Origin of the sequence: Lentibacillus sp. L22 (assembly GCF_040812445.1) — a bacterium.
Lineage (GTDB): Bacteria > Bacillota > Bacilli > Bacillales > Amphibacillaceae > Lentibacillus_C > Lentibacillus_C daqui.
The window spans coordinates 155,916-174,408 of record NZ_JBFNXI010000003.1 but is presented as its reverse complement, the minus strand read 5'-3'; the positions used below and the strand labels follow the sequence as shown (position 1 = coordinate 174,408).

The window sequence follows — 18,493 nt, the reverse complement described above, 5'->3', positions numbered from 1 at the left end:
TTATGTTCATCCTTTCACTTTATTGCTTCATTTGTTCAAATACGATAATATTATATACGACACCGTGTTGGATTTACAACAAACAGTTTTGTAATTTAAGTATAAAAGCCAACACATGCCGTAATTATGTTGGCAAAAAGTAAAAAGAAAGTGTGACAATTTGATGAACAAAAAACTCGATCGACGAAAGAAATATACCCGACAAGTCTTAAAGGATAGTTTAATTGCTATTTTGAAGAGCAAACCAATTTCCGCAATCACCGTTAAAGAAATCTGCGAACAGGCTGATATTAACCGTTCTACCTTTTACACGCACTACAAAGATCAATTTGACTTGCTCGAGCAAATAGAAGAAGAAATCATCACGGATCTTAACGCTTATTTAAATCAATATAATTTCGAGCTGGAACAAGAAGCACTACAGATGACCGAAAAACTCCTAGAATATCTTGTCTCCAAATATGAAATAATCCAAACACTTCTCAATGAACATACCGCTCATTCCTTTGAACAACGAGTGATGGACGTTGCTCGGTCCTTTCTGATTCAAAGTTTGGTTAACAACGATGATGTAGATGCAGATATTTCCGAATATGCGATAACCTTTCTCATCAGCGGGAGCATTTATGTTATAAAACAATGGGTTGCAAACGGCATGGATGAGTCGCCAAAACGAATTGCCCAGTTGATTAATAGCATTGGGTTTAAGGAGTGAAAATTTCTTAGCAATGAGGGAATCCTGTCGGGAAACAGAGGCGTGACAGAATGACGCCAAAGAATTAAAAAATCTGTCCAAAATATTTGGATCCACAGACAGCGCTATGTAATGAGGCATTTGTGACGATTGTATTGTAAGGGGAGTATAGTTTTCATGTAACAATCTATCATAGAGTCAATCCTTTTATCCCTTCCTGTCATAAAAGTTTGATAAAGGGGCAGATGCATTCCTATCATTGCTTTATTTTTGCAGTATTCGACTACGAAGGGTATTTTTCCCCGGATTTCCTTTGTTTTTCCAGTTCTTGATGTACCATCCACTTTATGAAATCACTTTCCTTTTTTGTTAAGTCTCTCCCTAATTTGTGTTTGAACTCTTGGGTCAGCTTAATATATGATATGACAGGATTCATCGTGGACACCTCCGATATGAATATATATTAATTGTAGCAAAATTTCAGATATATTGAATAGATAAGACATAACTGTAATCAAATTGTAATATTTTATCATAATAGTTCTAGCTTCATTTGTCTGCTTTTATCAACCTTATGAAAGGTGCTTACTTTAAATCGTGTATCCCGCATACTGAACAAGGATTCATAAATTAGCGGAGGATTAAAATAGTGTATAAACCAAACGATTTATCAAAAGCGATTAGCAAAAAGACACAGAAAATGATTCATTTGGCATTTAAGAAGGGATTTACCAATAAAGAAACGGTCGAGTGCAGTGGAAGTTGGTCATTGATACGATAACTGGAAAATAGGGAGGGAACCATGATGGATATGCAAACGAAAAAACAAGTAAATAATAGCATAAAGATCCCACAATTGGGATTGGGCGTATACAAAGTGCATGCTGAAGAGGTATATGAAACGGTTAATTTTTTATATTTCTCGCCGATCTGCATCAGTACCGGATCATACAAATACTTCGCTCTGCCAAGTGGAGACCATGATTCAACGGCAAAAAGGAAGCGACCATCTGCGTCCCAAGAAGACGTTTGTCAATTATCATTGTTTGACGTGTCATGATGAGGAGGAAATTCCTTATGACTTAATGGATGGAGGAGACTACACCACCGAGATTCACCTGTGAACAATGTGGGGGAGAAATGTATCCAGTGTATTATAAAGGCATACATGGACAGGAATATAAATTACAGATTTTCTCTAGTCTTGGTGGATAGAAAAGGACCTGGCGGCGTTTGCCCGGTTTTTCTTATATGATCCCCAAAAAGGCATTTAATGTTGTAGGGCGCCTGTCGCTTTCTGAACTATGTCATGTTTTGTCGAAAAATGATTAAATGATACCATGTTAATGTGTGATAAAATAAAGTAGCAACTGTATATGGTAAGGGTGGTTGGTTGTCGCACTTCTTTCCTGATCATTATCGATCGGAAAGGAGGTGATAATCATGGAAACGTTTTTCGACTTTTTCAGAGAAGTTCTAAAAGGAATTGTTCGTGCAATCAGTACGCACTTCTTTAAGAAGGCTTTTCTTGAAAAGGAGAAAACCACCCTGCTCCGTCGAAAGAAAAAGGGTGGTTTTCAATAAATGTAAATAATTGTTGACAACCACCCCCCCGGAGGGTAGTAGTTGCAGGGAGAAGTGTTGATAGCGCTTCTCCCTTTATCTATATCCATTATATATGAAATTATTCCAAGTTTCCAGCCTTACGAGTTTGGGGTCAGACACCTTAGCCAAGTTTAGAATACGTTTTACGTCTAACCAAATGTTTTACCTCCCCGGCACCCATTCTCATCAACTGTTTCCGCTATCCACTAAAACTGTATTTTTCTTCCTTCAAAAATTAACTATCACAAAAGATACAGCTCCAAGTGAGATGGAATCATTGCCTAAAAAAGAAAAACATATTCTCGTGTTTTTTCTGTGGTTTTCGGACAGCGAAAGTTACAATTATTCTGGAAGGATGATCATTGTGAAAAGAAAAATCATAGGCAGCTTTATCATTGTCTTACTGTTATTATTAATCGCTACCTGTATTCAACAGATATCGAAGCAAAAGACGATGGTAAGGATGAAGGGATGATTAAATTTGGTGTATTCGCTTGGACAAGCACTGTACCCCTAACCAACAAAATTTATGATGGGGCGGATGCAAAAGAAGTTGCCCAAAAGTGGATCGATGATAACCAGGACAATATTAATAAGATGATTGGGGAGTCGTAATGGTGATGAACCAGAATGTTTATCGTTTCCGATAATACCCACAATAAACAATCCCACAGCCGGTTTATGAGGGATTACTTTCTTAAGCTGTCTTCCTCTTTTGACGGGTTGTAATTATTTAGTAAGAAATAAGCATCGCCCGTAGGTATAAAAAACAGTCCTTTGTTTTGGTTATATCATCTGAACGATCTCAAAGAACGACATGCAAATATAAAGGGTAAATAACACCAACTAGTATTGCAAGCGTTTCAACTGCTGACCTCGTTATCGAAGCTGTTCCAGAGATACTGTTATTAAAACAGGATGTCTTCAGGGAAATTGTCCAAGAGACAATTATAAATGATCATCCTCATACATAAAAAAAGTATTGACAAACGGAATGAAAACGTTTTATTCTATGTGTTAACGGGTTACATGTTTTCTAACCCGTTTTGTTTTTTACTATTTATGTAACGGGTTACACTACGTTTATCATTCAAATAGAAAGTGGTTGGATACATGGCTACAATAAGGGATGTTGCTACACTAGCGGGGTTTCAGTTGCCACCGTCTCGCGCGTGCTAAATGAATCGGCAAATGTTAATGAGTGTACCAAACACCGGGTTCAAAAGGCAATTGAAAAGTTGAACTACCGGCCAAACGATGTGGCGAGGAGTTTGTTTAAAGGTAAGTCGAAAATGATTGCTTTATTTGTTCCGGATATTATGAATCCATATTTTCCCGAATTAGCCCGGGCAGTGGAAGATATCACAACAAAACACGGCTATACTTTCATTTTATGCAATACCGATGATGATCTGCAAAAAGAACTGGCATATTTGAATACGTTAAGTCAAAAATCAATAGATGGCATTATTATTGTATCCAGCACGATGACAAACGAACATGTGGTCAATGCTAATTTTCCAATTATTGCAGTTGATCGGGAAATCAACGATAGCTTCCCATCTGTTACCGTGAATAATTACGATAGTGCACGGGAAGCGGTTCATTACTTACAAGCTATTGGCTGCACGAAAATTGCCCATATCAGCGGTCCGAAAAATGTTCGAAATGCTGTGCAACGGATGGAGGGTTACTTGGCCGTTGTCAAGAAGGAAAGCTGGTTTACAAAGACGCATGTCAAGTCGGGCAATTATACATTTGAAGAAGCATACTCAGCAACAATTGATTTGTTAACTGCCAACCCACAAACAGATGGTATATTTGTAGCTAACGATTTGATGGGAGTTGGCGTATTAAAAGCAGCACAATCGCTGGGAATACGAGTGCCGGAAGATTTATCCGTTATTGCATTCGACGGCATATCCCTGGGGGAAACGACAACCCCGTCATTAACGACAATGGCACAGCCCATTTATGATATGGGGGCAAGAGCTGCAGAAATGTTGATGGAACAAATTAATCAACCAGAGAAAATGATGGGTTCGGTTGAATTCAAGGCAGCATTGATCGAACGTCAATCGGCAAGGAGGTAAACTAAAATGAGAACCCCAAATATACGTGTGGTAGGTAGTATAAATATGAATATGACTACTACAGCCGATATGGCGCCAATACAAGGAGAAACTGTCTTAGGCAGGTCGTTTGCTACCTATCCTGGAGGCAAGGGTGCAAATCAAGCGGTTGCCGCTGCTTTATCCGTAACAAAAATCGGCGCGCAAAACGGGATGCCAACACGAATACAACTAGAGAGATTTATAGCGGGGAGAAGAGATGATGCTGATGAAAAAGAAAGGAATATTAAATAGAGAAATAGCTGCGGTATTGGCAAAAATGGGCCACACGGATAGTATTATCATAGCAGATTGTGGGCTATACCCATACCAGATGGAACGTGGTGTATAGATTTATCCATTACACAAGGAGAACCGAACTTTTTATCTGTATTGCAAGCGGTGATGGGTGATATGGAGATTGAAAAAATGACTATGGCAGACGAAATAAAAGTAGAAAATCAATCATTGCATGTACAAGTGCTGGATAGTCGTGACGCAATACCGAAAGCATACATTTCGCGCGAGTTGCTGAAAAAGAAGATACTAGATGCAAAAGCAGTTATTCGTACAGGATAAAATACACCTTTTGCAAATATTATCCTTCAATCAGGCGTGATTTTTTAAGAAGGGAGTTTGAAAAATGCCCCGTACCACTTTTGTTGAAATGGAAAATATTAGTAAATCATTTTCGGGAAATCAGGTGTTAAACAATGTTCAGTTTACAGTGTTAAGTGGCGAAATCCATGCATTGATGGGTGAAAATGGTGCAGGGAAGTCTACTTTAATCAAAATCCTGACAGGTATCTATCCAAAAGACAGTGGGGTTGTAAGGATGAAGGGAAAACAAGTCCATTTTGCCAATCCCAAGGAAGCGGAGCAGAAGGGCATCAGTGTTATCCATCAGGAGTTGAATATCATCCCGTATCTAACCGTTGCCCAGAACATGTTCATGGGGAAGGAATTAACAAAGAAGTTCGGGATTTTGGATACAAAGGAAATGCAAAACCGAACGAAAAAGAGCCTAGAAGATTTGGGAGTTACCAATATTGATCCCAATGAAATCGCTAGTAATCTATCGGTCGGACAGCAGCAATTGGTAGAAATTGCTCGTGCATTGGCAACAAAGGCTGAAATGATTGTCATGGATGAGCCTACAGCGGCACTAACGGAGCGTGAGATTGAGAGTCTCTTTGAAGTGATTGATTCACTTAAGAAAAAAGGGGTTAGTATCATCTACATTTCTCACCGTATGGAGGAGATTTTTCAAATTTGCGACCGGATAACAGTATTGCGGGACGGGGAATCGATCGGCACTAGAAATATTTCAGACACGTCTTTTCAAGAAATTGTAAAAATGATGGTAGGGCGTGAATTAGGGGATCGGTTCCCAAACAGAGAGGGGAAAATCGGGGAGGTCGTATTTGAGGCTCACGAATTGTCCAGTCCAGGATGGTTTGAAAACGTTTCCTTTCGAGTCCGTGAAGGAGAAATCCTCGGGGTCGCTGGGCTTATGGGTGCCGGGCGGTCTGAAATGATGGAGGCCATTTTCGGTTTTCGAAAAATGAAAAGCGGCAGTGTAAAACTCAATGGTAAAGAATTGCATATTAAGCACCCGCGGGATGCGATTGAGGCAGGCATCGGCTTTATAACGGAGGACAGAAAGACAAAGGGATTAGTGATTGATGCTTCTATTAAGGAAAATATGGCATTGACCAATTTGAAAGATATTTCGAAAACCGGTGTGATTTCCAAACAGGATGAAAAGAAACTCGTGGATCAACTCATTGAAAGATTGATGATTCGCACGACGAGTAGTGAACAGCCTGCCAAGTCTTTAAGTGGCGGAAACCAGCAAAAGGTTGTCATTGCAAAATGGCTTAGTATTCATCCAACGTTGCTTATTATGGATGAACCGACCAGAGGAGTAGATGTTGGTGCGAAAACGGAAATTTATGACATAATGGGCGAATTAACAAGAAATGGAGTTGCCATTATCATGATTTCTTCTGAATTAACGGAAGTAATTGGCGTCAGTGACCGGGTAATGGTGGTTCATGAAGGGAAAGTCACCGGGTTTTTAGACAGAGAACAAGCAAACCAGGAAAAAATTATGACATTAGCAACTGGAGGTGAATATATTGAATAAATCATTGGCTAGTCGTCTCGTAAAAATTGGTCCACTTATCGGGTTAATACTCATTATGATCATACTCAGTATTTTAAGTGACAGCTTTTTGACAATGAACAATATCCTAAACCTACTTAGACAAATTTCTATTAATGCACTAATTGCTTTCGGGATGACTTTCGTTATTTTAACAGCAGGGATTGACTTGTCAGTTGGATCTTTGCTTGCACTGGGCAGTGCCTTAACGGCGGGTATGTTGACAAGTGGAATGGACCCAATGTTGGCGATATTGATTGGACTCTTGATTGGTTTGGGATTAGGTGCCATCAATGGACTGATCATCACGAAAGGAAAGGTGGCCCCTTTCATTGCAACATTGGCGACGATGACGATTTTTCGCGGAGCAACGCTTGTTTTCACAAACGGAAAACCTGTTACAGGACTATCGGATAGCTTCAGTTTTCAAATGATCGGTAAAGGCTATCTACTTGGCATCCCATTTCCGGTCGTCATCATGCTGATTATATTTTTGGTGCTGTTTTTTATTCTGAGGAACACGGTTTTTGGAAGACAAGTTTATGCAGTTGGTGGTAACGAAGAAGCATCGACGTTATCCGGTATTAAGGCGGATCGTGTCAAAATTTGGGTTTATGCCTTAACAGGGATGCTGTCCGTTCTTGCTGGCATAATTATGATGAGCCGACTTAATTCCGCCCAGCCAACCGCGGGGACTTCATATGAATTGGATGCTATTGCGGCGGTGGTTATCGGAGGGACAAGCTTGATGGGTGGCCGAGGAAAAATATTAGGTACACTGATCGGTGCCCTGATTATTGGTGTCATTGACAATGGGTTGAACTTGTTGAATGTTTCTTCTTTTTATCAACAAATCGTCAAAGGTGCAGTTATATTGTTAGCTGTATTATTGGACAGGCAATCTAAAAAACAATAGGTTGGGGAGGATTATGATGAAAAAATATGTGAAACTAATGGGCTTAGTAGTATTGGTTATGATGCTGGTAACGGGTTGCTCTTTGGATCAGCCTGGAAAGTCTGAAGGTGATGGTGACAATACAAAAAATAAAGATATTAAAATCGGATTATCTATTTCTACTTTGAATAATCCATTCTTTGTGACATTGCGTGACGGGGCGGAAAAAGCCGCAAAAGATGCTGGACATCATATTGTAACAGCAGATTCACAAGATGACCCTTCTAAACAAATGAGTGATATTGAAGATATGCTGCAGCAAAATATTGATATATTGCTTGTAAATCCGACTGATTCTGAAGCGGTGGCTTCCGCTGTTCAAATGGCTAATGATGAGGATATTCCTGTTATTACCGTGGATCGCAGTTCTGATGGGGGAGAAGTTGTTACCCATATTGCTTCTGACAACGTAGAAGGCGGAGAAATGGCAGCGAAGTTTATAAGCGAAAGGTTGAAAGATAAAGGAAACGTAGTAGAACTGGAAGGTGTTTCTGGTGCTTCCGCTACACGGGAACGTGGTAAAGGTTTTCACAATGTTATTGATAAGAAGAAGGATATCAAAATAATTGCAAGTCAATCTGGTGATTTTGATCGAACCAAAGGATTGAGCGTAATGGAGAATATCATCCAAAGCCATAAGGATATCGATGCAGTATTCGCTCAAAACGATGAAATGGCATTAGGAGCATACGAGGCGTTGCAAGCACAAGGAATGGATGATGTGGTTGTTGTTGGTTTTGATGCGACAGATGATGCAGTTAAATCGGTAAAGGAAGGGGACATGGCTGCGACTATTGCACAGCAGCCGGATCTAATCGGAAAACAAGCTGTTGAAACAGCAGCTAAAGTACTCGATGGGGAAAAACTAGACGACTTCGTTCCGGTTGAATTAAAATTGATCAAATAGATGTTTTTGAATTGGTGTCAGGCGCCCATGTTAGTAGTGCGGGTACCTGACATTATTTTACGGACAGATACATGCTGCGTAAACACAACCTTACATTCCACCCATTCATCTATAATTGCTTTAACACTTTAATATTTTACTACAACAGGGGACAGTCTCCCATTTACAAAATTGTAATATTTTAGCTGTTTTTATTTGTCTTTCTTTGGAAGTGAAATCGATCATATATTGAAACCCATAAAGAAGTAATACTCGTATCGAATCAATTCCCAAGTACTGGAGTTTTGTCAATTTTGCCAACGTAATTAGTTTGGAGCGACTTACAAATTTAACACCATTTAGCGGTTTAATTTCTTTATAACATATCCGCCATTTTTCTTTTGGCCGAACTGATCAAGTGCTTTGGTGAATATACACATAACTATGGCGGCCGGCAGAAATTTTTAAATGCCTTTTTACCCAGAATAGCTATCCTCAACCGTGGGACGGTAAGGACAGCAAGTAAAAATAACTTCTCCTAAACTTCACCTCTTACGTTTAGAATATCTGGCTAGGCAAATTTTACTCAAAATACACACTTCATTTTCTACCTGTTCATCGTGATATACTAGAGGACAAGGAGGGAAACATGATGGATATGCAAACACAAAAACAACTAAATAATGGCACGTACATTCCGCAATTGGGGCTGGGTGTATACAAAGTGCCTGCTGAAGATGTATATGAAACGGTTGGACATGCACTGGAACTTGGTTATCGGCATATTGATACGGCGAGTTTTTATGGGAATGAAGAGGGGGTAGGTAAAGCAATCCAAGATTCTGGAATTCCCCGGGAAGAGCTCTTTGTCACGACCAAAGTATGGAATGACCAGCAAGGCTTTGAACGGGCGCAGCAAGCGTTTGCAGCCAGTTTAACAAGGCTCGGGCTTGATTATGTTGATCTTTACCTGATCCACTGGCCGGTTCCAGATATGTTCCCGGAAACATGGAAAGCGTTGGAGAAACTCTATCAGGATGGTAGGACGAAAGCGATCGGGGTCAGCAACTTCCTGGATCACCATTTGCAAACCCTGGCAGCTACCCAGCAGATCGCACCTGCCGTCAACCAAATTGAGCTTCATCCCAAGTTGCAACAAAGAGAGACAACAACTTATTGTCGGGAACATGGAATTGCCGTTGAATCATGGTCTCCACTTGGCAGGGCAAAGTATTTGGATGATCCGGTTCTTATGAAAATTGGCAAAAAGTACAACAAAACGCCGGCACAAGTAATAATCAGGTGGCACCTGCAGCACGATTTTATTGTGATTCCAAAGTCAACGAACAAAGAACGGCAGCGACAAAATATGACCGTGTTTGACTTTCAGCTTGACGATGGCGATATGAGATTATTGGATCAGCTGGAAAGCGGCATGCGTGTCGGATCACACCCCGATCAGCCACCAAAATAGGGGATAAGCCCTCATCGCTTTAGCATGTTAATCGATGAGGGACTGACCACCCATCATGGGATAATTCCATGATGTAGAATCCGGACATCGACATTAAAATCAACATCTATGTTTGGATAAATCTCATGTAATTTATCGTTGCCGGGTTTATTTCCTTTTTGATGGGTGCGATAAACAACCCCGTAACCAAAGGGATCGGCACCTAACTTTTGTGTGTAGGCCAATAACTTCTCATATTGGCTCTTTACCTCGTTTTCAATCTCTTTTTCAAATTTTTTAATGACCTTTGGATCTCGCAAATCAATTTCCTCACTCAATTCCATTAAATCCACACTGAGTTTTACATTCGTTTGAAACTTCAAGTTTTGGCTATCAAGCAATTTTGTTTTGGCTTTCCCCTTACGAAGGGATAAGTCAGCATAAGCATACTTTCTACTTTGCTGCTTCGTTGATTGCTTTTTCATGTGCTCCTTGAATGGTTTTAATGGAATCGCGGCTTGTATATTCAATTTCTTGATTGGTTTATGCAACATGGAAATTAAATAAACTTTATCCAATGGTATCTTGCCAACAAGTTGGTCATCCAAAAATAGAGCAACTGATGAAATAATTGGTTGGTTGTCCTTGATGGATAATATCGGTAAATACGGATCCCTGCCTATCTTGAAATATTCATTAGAAAAATCAATTAATCTAACGTCCGGGATGACATTGTTCTTTTTATTTTGTTTGATGAGATCATTCAGGTAACGATTTAGATTGATTCTCGGATTTTTGTTCCCTGTTAAAATGATCTTTTCAGCGGTTGGCTCTGCTATTGCCAAATACATCATATCGGATATTTTTGCATCACGTTCCAAGGGGTCAAGATAACGTGACAATCCCTGTTTGGCCAGTTCCGCACCAAATAACGCCAATTGGATAGATCCGGGAGCCAGCTCAAAACTGGTATATTGATTGGCTATCTGACGCGCACGTTTCATTGTATTTGCCTCCCCGGATACAATTTGGGAGGTTTCTTCATTTTGTTTTGCGAATTTGTATATGACCATTGTCGATTTAAGTTGACCATTTTCCAGCTGGTCTACCCCATAATTATTAATGATTCCCAAGTCCTCAATTGTTTTGGTGGGCACACAACCGGCAAGAAAAATGAGAAATGCCAAGATCATCACACATGTCCGATTCATTTTTTACCCCCACCTTTTCTTTTTTTATCCCAGCGTCTCTTTATCCATACGATTGGTAGTAGAATAAACGGGTAAACATAGACGATCCAGAAGCTAATGACGGAATAGGCATCGGTCAATTTGATCACATATGTATGACGCGAGATAAACCCGCATGATATAAAGAGGAGAAGGGCAACGGTAAAAAGCGTGAATTTCCTTGGTATATTATATAATCGCTTCATCCCATAAGTAATCATCCAGATTAACAACAGCATCACCGGTACGATTACCATAATCCACTCGGCGATGACAATAAAGTCAATGCGATTGATAAATGGCAATTTCGACCCTTTAAATAAGGTCAATACAGCCCATTCTAATTGCGCAAGCAGTCCCGGACTGAAAAAGCCAATTGCAATAACCATCTGCAATAAAGCGATTAAAGCAGTATAGGTTATACCCAAAAAGATTGGGCGTTTGGCCTTTTGTTTGTTTTGGATAAATGGGTAAACAAAAAAGAGAATTTCAAACCCGACAAAGGTAAAGGTTGTCTTTTTTGCCCCCTGAAGCAATTCAGGAATAGTTGCTTCGAAATAAGGCTGGAAATTATTAAATTCCATTTTCATGATTGGCTCGTAAAACAAGAATAGTAACCACTGTGTTAAAAAAAAGAATATAAATGCAACCCCAACAATGACTCGTAGCCCACCCAAGGCACCATAAATAATCAAAATAAGCAACAGTCCGCCCATCACAAACGAACTCAGTTGTGGAAAAATAAAAATTTGTACAACTTCAATATAAGTGACAAACACGGTGATGAGGCCAACGGTAAAATGAATCATATAAATCGTACCCAATAATTTGCCGATCCATTTGCCAAATACATCAACCTGGATACCCAAAATATCTGCGTTTTTATACTGCTTCAGTATCAAGTACATGACATAGACAACAACCATTAGGTAGACATAGGCAATAAGAATGGATATCCATGAATCTTGTTTTGCCTCATTGTAAACATACATCGGATACCCCATCATGCCGACTCCTATTTGCGTGCCTGTAACGATAAAGAACAAATAGAATGCACGAATCTGCAAGTCATTTTTTACTTTTACATTAATATCCATCCTATCACCTAATCTTCAATGTCATGTTTGCGTTTGGACTCTTTGCGTTTATAACGAAGCAAATTTTTCGGTCTGATGGAGAAAAATCGCTTGTTTTCGTATTGGAGCGGAGCACGAGTCAGTGATTTGTTCAAGTCGGCCCAGCGGAATGGATAGATGGGCGTCAAATACGGCATCCCTAAAGATTTTAGTTTTAGCAAATGGATGACTAAAAACGATGCACCAAAAATAATCCCAATAAGACCAAATAATCCAGCCAGGACGATCATCGGAAAACGAACGATTCGAACCGCTGTCCCCATCAAATAACTTGGTGTCGTAAAAGAGGATAGTGCACTTAATGCAACAACGACGATTAAAATATTACTGGTTAATCCTGCCTGAACAACCGCCTGTCCGATGATAACCCCGCCAACAATTCCAATCGTCTGACCTACTTTGGTCGGCAGTCTGGCTCCAGCCTCACGCAATAGTTCAATCAAAAATTCCAGAATTATCGCTTCCCAGATTGGTGGAAAAGGAACAGCTGCCCGTGACTGGCCGATCGTTATCAGCTCGTCAACAGGAATAATCTCGTAATGATAGGTCACCGCAGCCACATATAATGGCGTCATCGTAACTGAAAGAAATATTGCGAAAAAGCGCAAAATCAATAAAAAAGTGCCGATATTCCAACGCATATACAAGTCTTCTGTTGACTCAAAAAAACTCAAGAATGTGGATGGCGCAATGAACCCAGTCGGACTATTTTCCGTCAATACCCCAATCCGACCCTGTCTGATCGCATAGCTGAAACGATCAGGAAGTTCGGTGGAATAGAACTGGGGAAAGACGGTAGAGGATGAATCATTGAGATACTGTTGCAATACAGTGCTATCTTCTATTTCATCTACATCCAAATCTTGTAGACGTTGCCGCATCGTGTTGACCAATTGCTCGTTGGCAATGGATTTTATGTAACAAATCCGAATTTCCCGTGGATAGCGATGACCAATCATCAGCTGTTCCAATACGAGATCAGTAGAGCGAATACTCCAACGAACCACGTTAAGATTGGTCACAAGCGACTCGGTAAAAGCGACTTGTGGTCCAATCACAACGGTTTCATTTTCTGCTTTATCCAGCTGACGTTGTTGTTTTTTCAGGGCAAGATAACCAAGCGCTTCTTCTTCCCCCTCCACGTAAATGAATAGTTCTCCGACCAGCAATCCTTTTAGAATGTCCTCCAATTTATCCACCGTGTGTCCGGTATTTTCGGGAATATCGTCTAAAATAGAATCATTGCTCCATTCCTCTTTGCTGCTTAACAGCGGATCAAGAATAAACTGACCAATGATGTTCAAGTCGACTTGATAGGAGATAAAAAACACTGCTGCTTTTTTACCACTATCCTGATTATATGTACGAAATAATAAGTCATCGTTGTTTTCAAATTTTTGGAGCATGATCTGCTCGAGTTCTTCCAGTTTGATCGGAAAGAAACTGTTTGTGTTTTTCTTCTGCTGACGATTTCTTCTCATGTGGACCTCCTGGAACAATATTACAGTCCGCTTATAAGTGATAAACTGATAACACCTAGTATGTGAAAAATCGCTGAAATTATTATAGAGATAGCGTAGAGGGTCAGCGGGAGCATGAGTGGTAGTTTGAGATTACTGAAATATCCAGATGGTCTGTACAGAGTGAAGTTGCGGTGGTTGCTTTTTATCTTATTTTATAAGGGGCGTAAACAATCAAGAAAAAAACTTTCCATAGATGGCCGATTTGATACCAACCATCCATGGAAAGTTTTTTCAATGGTGTGCTACTTATTCTGCTTTGGTAACAAGATCAAGTTTTCCTGTTGCCGGATCGATAACCAAGCCATGTACCTTAATTGCTGGGGGCAGAAGTGGGTGATTGCGCACAATATCAACACTTTGCTTGACGGAATCTTCAACAGTTGTAAATCCCTCGAATTCCTTATGTACATCAATGCCGGCATGTTCGAGTGTTGTTAGTGTATCTTCCGCAATACCTTTTTCAAGCATGGATTTTTTTAATACATCTGTATCCACGTGGGACATGCCGCAATCGTGGTGACCAATGACCATTACTTCTTCTGCTTTTAGTTCATAGATAGCGACTAGGATACCCTTCATGATACTGTCAAATGGGCTACGAATAATTGCACCGGCATTTTTAAGCATTTTTACATCGCCATTATGAATATTTAATGCTTTTGGCAACAATTCAACAAGTCGTGTGTCCATGCAGGTTACAATAACTAGGCGTTTATTGGGAATATTATCGGTTTTGTAGGGCTCGTATTCCTTTCCTTCTACAAATTTTTGGTTGTAAGCGAGTATCTCATCGATTTGCATCCAATCCACTCCTTCTTAAAAATCTCTTCTATATAACTATAGCAGGTTTTGATGCTGTTCGACCAGTCTGTTGTATAAAACGGGGAGTTATTCCATTGGTTATTTCAAACAAGGATCGATTGAGGTGAAAGAAGGCGAACAGGCGATGTCTAACTGGCTAAATTTTTCGGGATATTTTACTTTATTGCTTCAAGTGCGTGTTCAAAAAGGAGAATAAAAAGGACCGAGAAGTTCTAGGCGGCGTAGCTTTCAGACTGTTTATTTTGAATTGTCCGATCTATTTTGAGCAAAAGCCAATGTTCAACCTAAAGTGAGCATTGGCTTTTGTTTAAATCAGTCACCCATACTCATGCCTTTTAAAGTAACAGCCGTAATAAATCCTGTTACACAAACAATTGCCGTCGAAATAACGATAGCTGTTGCGATACTCATGAAATATACCCCCTTATATAATCGTAACGTTACTTAAGTCTACCTTGGCTCCATGTAAAAAGTTGTAGGTTAACTTATCCATCCTGGCCCCGGAAAAATCGGTTTTCCTTACATCTGACTGGCGAAATTGAACGCTTGTCAATATTGCATTACGAAATGATGCCTTCTTTAACGTGGATCCTTCAAATATCGTTTGATGAAAGGTTTCCCCATCAAAGACTAATCCCTCCAAATTGCTATTTTTAAAGTGTGTGCCATTATATATACAATGTTTGAAAGTTGCCCCTTTCAAATTCGCGCCTTTAAATAGCGTTCCGGTTAAATTGACATCTTCAAAAATGCACTGGTATAAATCACTGCCTTTAAACGTACTGTTGGTCAGGTCAGAATGGCTGAAATCGGATCCTTTTAACTCACTGGCATTAAATTTACCATCATGAACCGAAACCGAACGGAAATCTGAATCCCGGAGACGTTGGCAGGAAAAATTCATCTGTACGGCTTGCTCTAATTCATTATGTTTTAGATTAATGGATTCTACCAACTCCGATACCTCACCAATGGAGTCGATGGTTAACCTGTATGCTTCTTTATCACTGTATCCTTGTTGTTTGTAATCATCATATTTTTCTTTGAGATTTTGCGACAGTTCTTCTTCCAGTTCTTTGGCAGATTTTACATTTTGATAGGGCATAAAAATGCTGTGCACATGCGCTTTTATTTGGTCAATCATGGATCATTATCCTTTCTATTGTTTAACATTTTTCATTCGGGTACTTCATTTCTCATAACAAGCGTTCCAGAATCTTCTTTGCCTGTTCCCAGTTTTGTTTATTTTGTTTATAGGTTTCTTTCCCGCTTAATGTGATCGTATAATATTTTCTTCGTCCGCCTTGAGTCGCGTCCCCCCAATAGGAGCGGATGTTGCCTTCTTTTTCAAGCCGTTTCAAACTGGAGTACATGGTCGCTTCCTTTAATTCGTATTGTTCCCCTGAATTCGCCCGGATTAATTTACTAATTTCGTATCCATATTTATCTCCATTTAACAAAAGTTTTAAGATCATCGTATCAGCGTGTCCGCGCAGCAGATCGGAGGATAGCTTTGACTGAACCACATCCTCACCTCCTTGTGTATAATATATAATAAATTACTATATCTGTCAAAGTAATTTGTGTATAACAGCAAATATGTAAATGAATAAGGGGACTCGAATGAAAAAGATCAGCGGCAAACGGAAAAAACAGCAAGCACTTGAATTATCACTTGAGAGTGTTGACCAAATGTTTGGGAATAGTGCTTTCATCACGAAAAAGAAGCAGAGTGTGCTCCCCAAGTTCGGAAGGGAGGAAATAGAAAACAAAGGGAGAGAAACGGAAGAATGTCAAAAAGGTGTCATAATGATTGGATCTTTATGTGATTTTTTTCACAGTTGGTGAATGTGTTTTGTCATAAGCTAGTGATATGAAGGTAGGAAGGGATTTTATTCAGTTTAAAAACCAAATCTGGAAGGGATGGTTGAGCATGAATCGGCCAAATCTACAACTCTCGCTGCAATCCGTCAGTTTGATCGTTGGGTTTATGGTATGGGTGCTGATTTCCTCGTTGATGCCAATTATTAACGAAGAAATTCATTTAACAGCCGGGCAAATGTCGCTTGTTACGGCGATTCCGGTTATTCTTGGATCTGTGTTAAGGGTTCCGATCGGATTTTATACAAATCGCTTTGGTGCCCGGACAATTTTTATGATTAGTTTTGTTATCCTTTTGTTTCCTGTGTTTTATATGAGTATTGCCAAGTCGTTTACCGATTTAATTATTAGTGGACTCTTCCTTGGGGTTGGTGGTGCCACGTTTTCTATCGGGGTAACCTCACTGCCGAAATATTATCCAAAAGAAAAACATGGATTAGTAAACGGGATTTATGCGGTAGGGAACGCAGGAACAGCAATCAGTACATTTTTTGCGCCGATGCTGGCAAAATCGTATGGCTGGGAAAATACGGTTCGCTTTTATCTTGTTTTGCTACTTGCATTTATTGTCATTAATTTTTTCATTGGCGATCGCAAGGAGAAAAAAGTCAAGGTTTCCATGGTGGCGCAAATCAAAAGTGTTTACCGCAATCAAACACTATGGTTTTTAAGTTTTTTCTATTTTATCACGTTCGGTGCTTTTGTTGCCTTTACCGTCTATTTGCCTAACTTTTTGGCATCACACTTTTCACTGGATCCGGTTGATGCCGGGATTCGAACAGCCGGCTTTATTGTATTGGCGACATTGTTGCGTCCATTAGGTGGCTGGCTTGCCGATAAATTTAATCCGTATGTGATTTTGATGATTATCTTTTTGGGAACCAGTATATCAGGTGTTATCTTATCCTTTTCACCAACGATTGGCCTTTATACGTTTGGAACGTTATCGGTTGCTGTTTTTGTCGGGATTGGAAATGGTACCGTGTTTAAGCTTGTCCCACTGCATTTTTCCAAACAAGCCGGGATCGTCAACGGAATTGTGTCGGCAATGGGCGGACTAGGGGGATTTTTTCCGCCAATTGTACTCACAACGGTCTTCAATTTAACCGGACACTATGCAATTGGTTTTATGGCATTGTCAGAATTTGCACTGGTCAGTTTTGTGATTGTCATTTATATGTATTATCAAGATCGCTTGAGTATTGAGGGACGAATTATTGAAGGAGCCGCGGAAGGCATCATGGTCACCAACAAACATGGTGTTATCCGAAACGTTAACCCTGCGTTTACGCGTATAACTGGATTTAAGGAAGAAGAAGTGAGAGGGAAAACGCCGAGTGTACTTAAATCGGGCAAGCATGATGAAACTTTTTATCAAGACATGTGGGAGATCATGCGGGAAAAAGGTTATTGGGAAGGAGAAATCTGGAATAAGCGGAAAAACGGTGAGATCTATCCCGGATGGTTGACCATAAGCCAGTTAAATAACAGCAAAGGACAGCCGCAGTATTATGTCGGGATGATGAGTGATATATCTCAAGTGAAAAAGTAAAAAAGAAGACCATATGACATTGTCTTCTTTTTTTGCAGGAATACTTACCTATTTTGAGGAAAAGAAGAAAAAGGGCATTGACTTTAAATTTTAGTAATATTATAATTACTGGGAGTCAAATAACGAGAGGAGGTCATTACCATGCAACGCCAATTACAACGACAGCAAAAGCAACAACTATACAAGCAAAATTTTATAAATGGTGTGACCTCAAACGATGTCAGTGGCAGCAATAGCTGATTCACATGATAAGCTAAATCTGTTTGGTAAAGGTCACATATGTCTGTGGCCTTTTTGTGATTTAGAACAGCTCATTCGCCCGGCTAACGAAATTTTTGTCGGTAAGAACACTCTATTTTACGAGAGCATGCGTCATAGGCGACGTGTGCTTTTTTGTTTAGGGATAATTGAACAAACCGGTTGATAAAAGCGTTAATCCGGTTGATATGTTGGCGAGACCGGTTGATATCCAGTCATGA

At 39.8% G+C, this 18,493-nt stretch carries 20 protein-coding genes and 1 pseudogene; 15 read left to right on the top strand and 6 right to left on the bottom strand.

Annotated features, from left to right (window positions below):
* The first annotated feature begins 163 nt into the window (after positions 1-163).
* The 13 genes and pseudogenes from ABRT01_RS02725 (at position 164) to ABRT01_RS02665 (ending at position 9,892) form a co-directional block, all read left to right on the top strand.
* Positions 164-715, top strand: a complete 552-nt coding sequence (locus ABRT01_RS02725) for a TetR/AcrR family transcriptional regulator (RefSeq protein WP_269409776.1) — start codon at positions 164-166, stop codon at positions 713-715.
* Between the two features lie 628 nt (positions 716-1,343).
* On the top strand, positions 1,344-1,475 hold the full coding sequence (locus tag ABRT01_RS02720; RefSeq protein ID WP_269409775.1) for an aspartyl-phosphate phosphatase Spo0E family protein: 132 nt from the start codon (positions 1,344-1,346) through the stop codon (positions 1,473-1,475).
* A 24-nt stretch (positions 1,476-1,499) separates the two neighbouring features.
* On the top strand, positions 1,500-1,754 hold the full coding sequence (locus ABRT01_RS02715) for a hypothetical protein (RefSeq protein ID WP_367746254.1): 255 nt from the start codon (positions 1,500-1,502) through the stop codon (positions 1,752-1,754).
* Positions 1,755-2,137: 383 nt separating this feature from the next.
* Positions 2,138-2,278, top strand: coding sequence for a hypothetical protein (locus ABRT01_RS02710; RefSeq protein ID WP_269409773.1), 141 nt, complete (start codon positions 2,138-2,140; stop codon positions 2,276-2,278).
* A gap of 336 nt (positions 2,279-2,614) precedes the next feature.
* On the top strand, positions 2,615-2,914 hold the full coding sequence (locus ABRT01_RS02705; protein ID WP_269409772.1) for a hypothetical protein: 300 nt from the start codon (positions 2,615-2,617) through the stop codon (positions 2,912-2,914).
* Positions 2,915-3,135: 221 nt separating this feature from the next.
* Positions 3,136-3,273, top strand: a complete 138-nt coding sequence (locus ABRT01_RS02700; protein ID WP_367746264.1) for a 3-hydroxyacyl-CoA dehydrogenase NAD-binding domain-containing protein — start codon at positions 3,136-3,138, stop codon at positions 3,271-3,273.
* 297 nt (positions 3,274-3,570) lie between these two features.
* Positions 3,571-4,392, top strand: coding sequence for a LacI family DNA-binding transcriptional regulator (locus ABRT01_RS02695; protein WP_367746263.1), 822 nt, complete (start codon positions 3,571-3,573; stop codon positions 4,390-4,392).
* A 6-nt stretch (positions 4,393-4,398) separates the two neighbouring features.
* Positions 4,399-4,665 carry a PfkB family carbohydrate kinase gene (locus ABRT01_RS18355; protein WP_439649402.1) on the top strand — a complete coding sequence of 89 codons (267 nt, stop codon included), beginning with the start codon at positions 4,399-4,401 and terminating at the stop codon, positions 4,663-4,665.
* A pseudogene (gene rbsD, locus ABRT01_RS02685) lies at positions 4,640-4,989 on the top strand (D-ribose pyranase). Before ABRT01_RS18355 ends, rbsD begins: the two are co-directional and overlap by 26 nt.
* 64 nt (positions 4,990-5,053) lie before the next feature.
* Positions 5,054-6,559, top strand: a complete 1,506-nt coding sequence (locus ABRT01_RS02680) for a sugar ABC transporter ATP-binding protein (protein ID WP_269409770.1) — start codon at positions 5,054-5,056, stop codon at positions 6,557-6,559.
* Between the two features lie 55 nt (positions 6,560-6,614).
* On the top strand, positions 6,615-7,493 hold the full coding sequence (locus tag ABRT01_RS02675; protein WP_439649461.1) for an ABC transporter permease subunit: 879 nt from the start codon (positions 6,615-6,617) through the stop codon (positions 7,491-7,493).
* 16 nt (positions 7,494-7,509) lie between these two features.
* The gene (rbsB, locus tag ABRT01_RS02670) at positions 7,510-8,439 is read left to right on the top strand and encodes a ribose ABC transporter substrate-binding protein RbsB (RefSeq protein WP_269412583.1); all 930 of its coding nucleotides are present in this window, start codon (positions 7,510-7,512) and stop codon (positions 8,437-8,439) included.
* 628 nt (positions 8,440-9,067) lie between these two features.
* Positions 9,068-9,892: an aldo/keto reductase gene (locus ABRT01_RS02665; RefSeq protein WP_439649401.1), complete on the top strand. Its 825-nt coding sequence runs from the start codon at positions 9,068-9,070 to the stop codon at positions 9,890-9,892.
* A 53-nt stretch (positions 9,893-9,945) separates the two neighbouring features.
* Here ABRT01_RS02665 and ABRT01_RS02660 read toward each other — a convergent pair whose 3' ends face one another.
* The 6 genes from ABRT01_RS02660 to ABRT01_RS02635 all read right to left on the bottom strand — a co-directional run bounded on the left by ABRT01_RS02660 (position 9,946) and on the right by ABRT01_RS02635 (position 16,107).
* Positions 9,946-11,082 (bottom strand): Ger(x)C family spore germination protein, encoded by a 1,137-nt coding sequence (locus ABRT01_RS02660; protein ID WP_367746251.1) that lies wholly within the window; start codon positions 11,080-11,082, stop codon positions 9,946-9,948.
* Positions 11,079-12,197, bottom strand: coding sequence for a GerAB/ArcD/ProY family transporter (locus ABRT01_RS02655; protein ID WP_367746250.1), 1,119 nt, complete (start codon positions 12,195-12,197; stop codon positions 11,079-11,081). The genes ABRT01_RS02660 and ABRT01_RS02655 overlap by 4 nt, the downstream gene beginning before the upstream one ends.
* Before the next feature lie 8 nt (positions 12,198-12,205).
* Positions 12,206-13,717 carry a spore germination protein gene (locus tag ABRT01_RS02650; RefSeq protein WP_367746249.1) on the bottom strand — a complete coding sequence of 504 codons (1,512 nt, stop codon included), beginning with the start codon at positions 13,715-13,717 and terminating at the stop codon, positions 12,206-12,208.
* Between the two features lie 288 nt (positions 13,718-14,005).
* Positions 14,006-14,560, bottom strand: a complete 555-nt coding sequence (locus ABRT01_RS02645) for a beta-class carbonic anhydrase (protein ID WP_269409765.1) — start codon at positions 14,558-14,560, stop codon at positions 14,006-14,008.
* A 445-nt stretch (positions 14,561-15,005) separates the two neighbouring features.
* Positions 15,006-15,725 (bottom strand): pentapeptide repeat-containing protein, encoded by a 720-nt coding sequence (locus ABRT01_RS02640; RefSeq protein WP_269409763.1) that lies wholly within the window; start codon positions 15,723-15,725, stop codon positions 15,006-15,008.
* Between the two features lie 52 nt (positions 15,726-15,777).
* Positions 15,778-16,107: a PadR family transcriptional regulator gene (locus tag ABRT01_RS02635; protein ID WP_269409762.1), complete on the bottom strand. Its 330-nt coding sequence runs from the start codon at positions 16,105-16,107 to the stop codon at positions 15,778-15,780.
* A 97-nt stretch (positions 16,108-16,204) separates the two neighbouring features.
* Here ABRT01_RS02635 and ABRT01_RS02630 point away from each other — a divergent pair, with 97 nt between their 5' ends.
* Together ABRT01_RS02630 and ABRT01_RS02625 are read left to right on the top strand one after the other, a co-directional pair.
* The gene (locus ABRT01_RS02630) at positions 16,205-16,429 is read left to right on the top strand and encodes a hypothetical protein (RefSeq protein WP_367746245.1); all 225 of its coding nucleotides are present in this window, start codon (positions 16,205-16,207) and stop codon (positions 16,427-16,429) included.
* Between the two features lie 85 nt (positions 16,430-16,514).
* Positions 16,515-18,014, top strand: a complete 1,500-nt coding sequence (locus tag ABRT01_RS02625) for a nitrate/nitrite transporter (protein WP_367746242.1) — start codon at positions 16,515-16,517, stop codon at positions 18,012-18,014.
* Positions 18,015-18,493 lie beyond the last annotated feature (479 nt).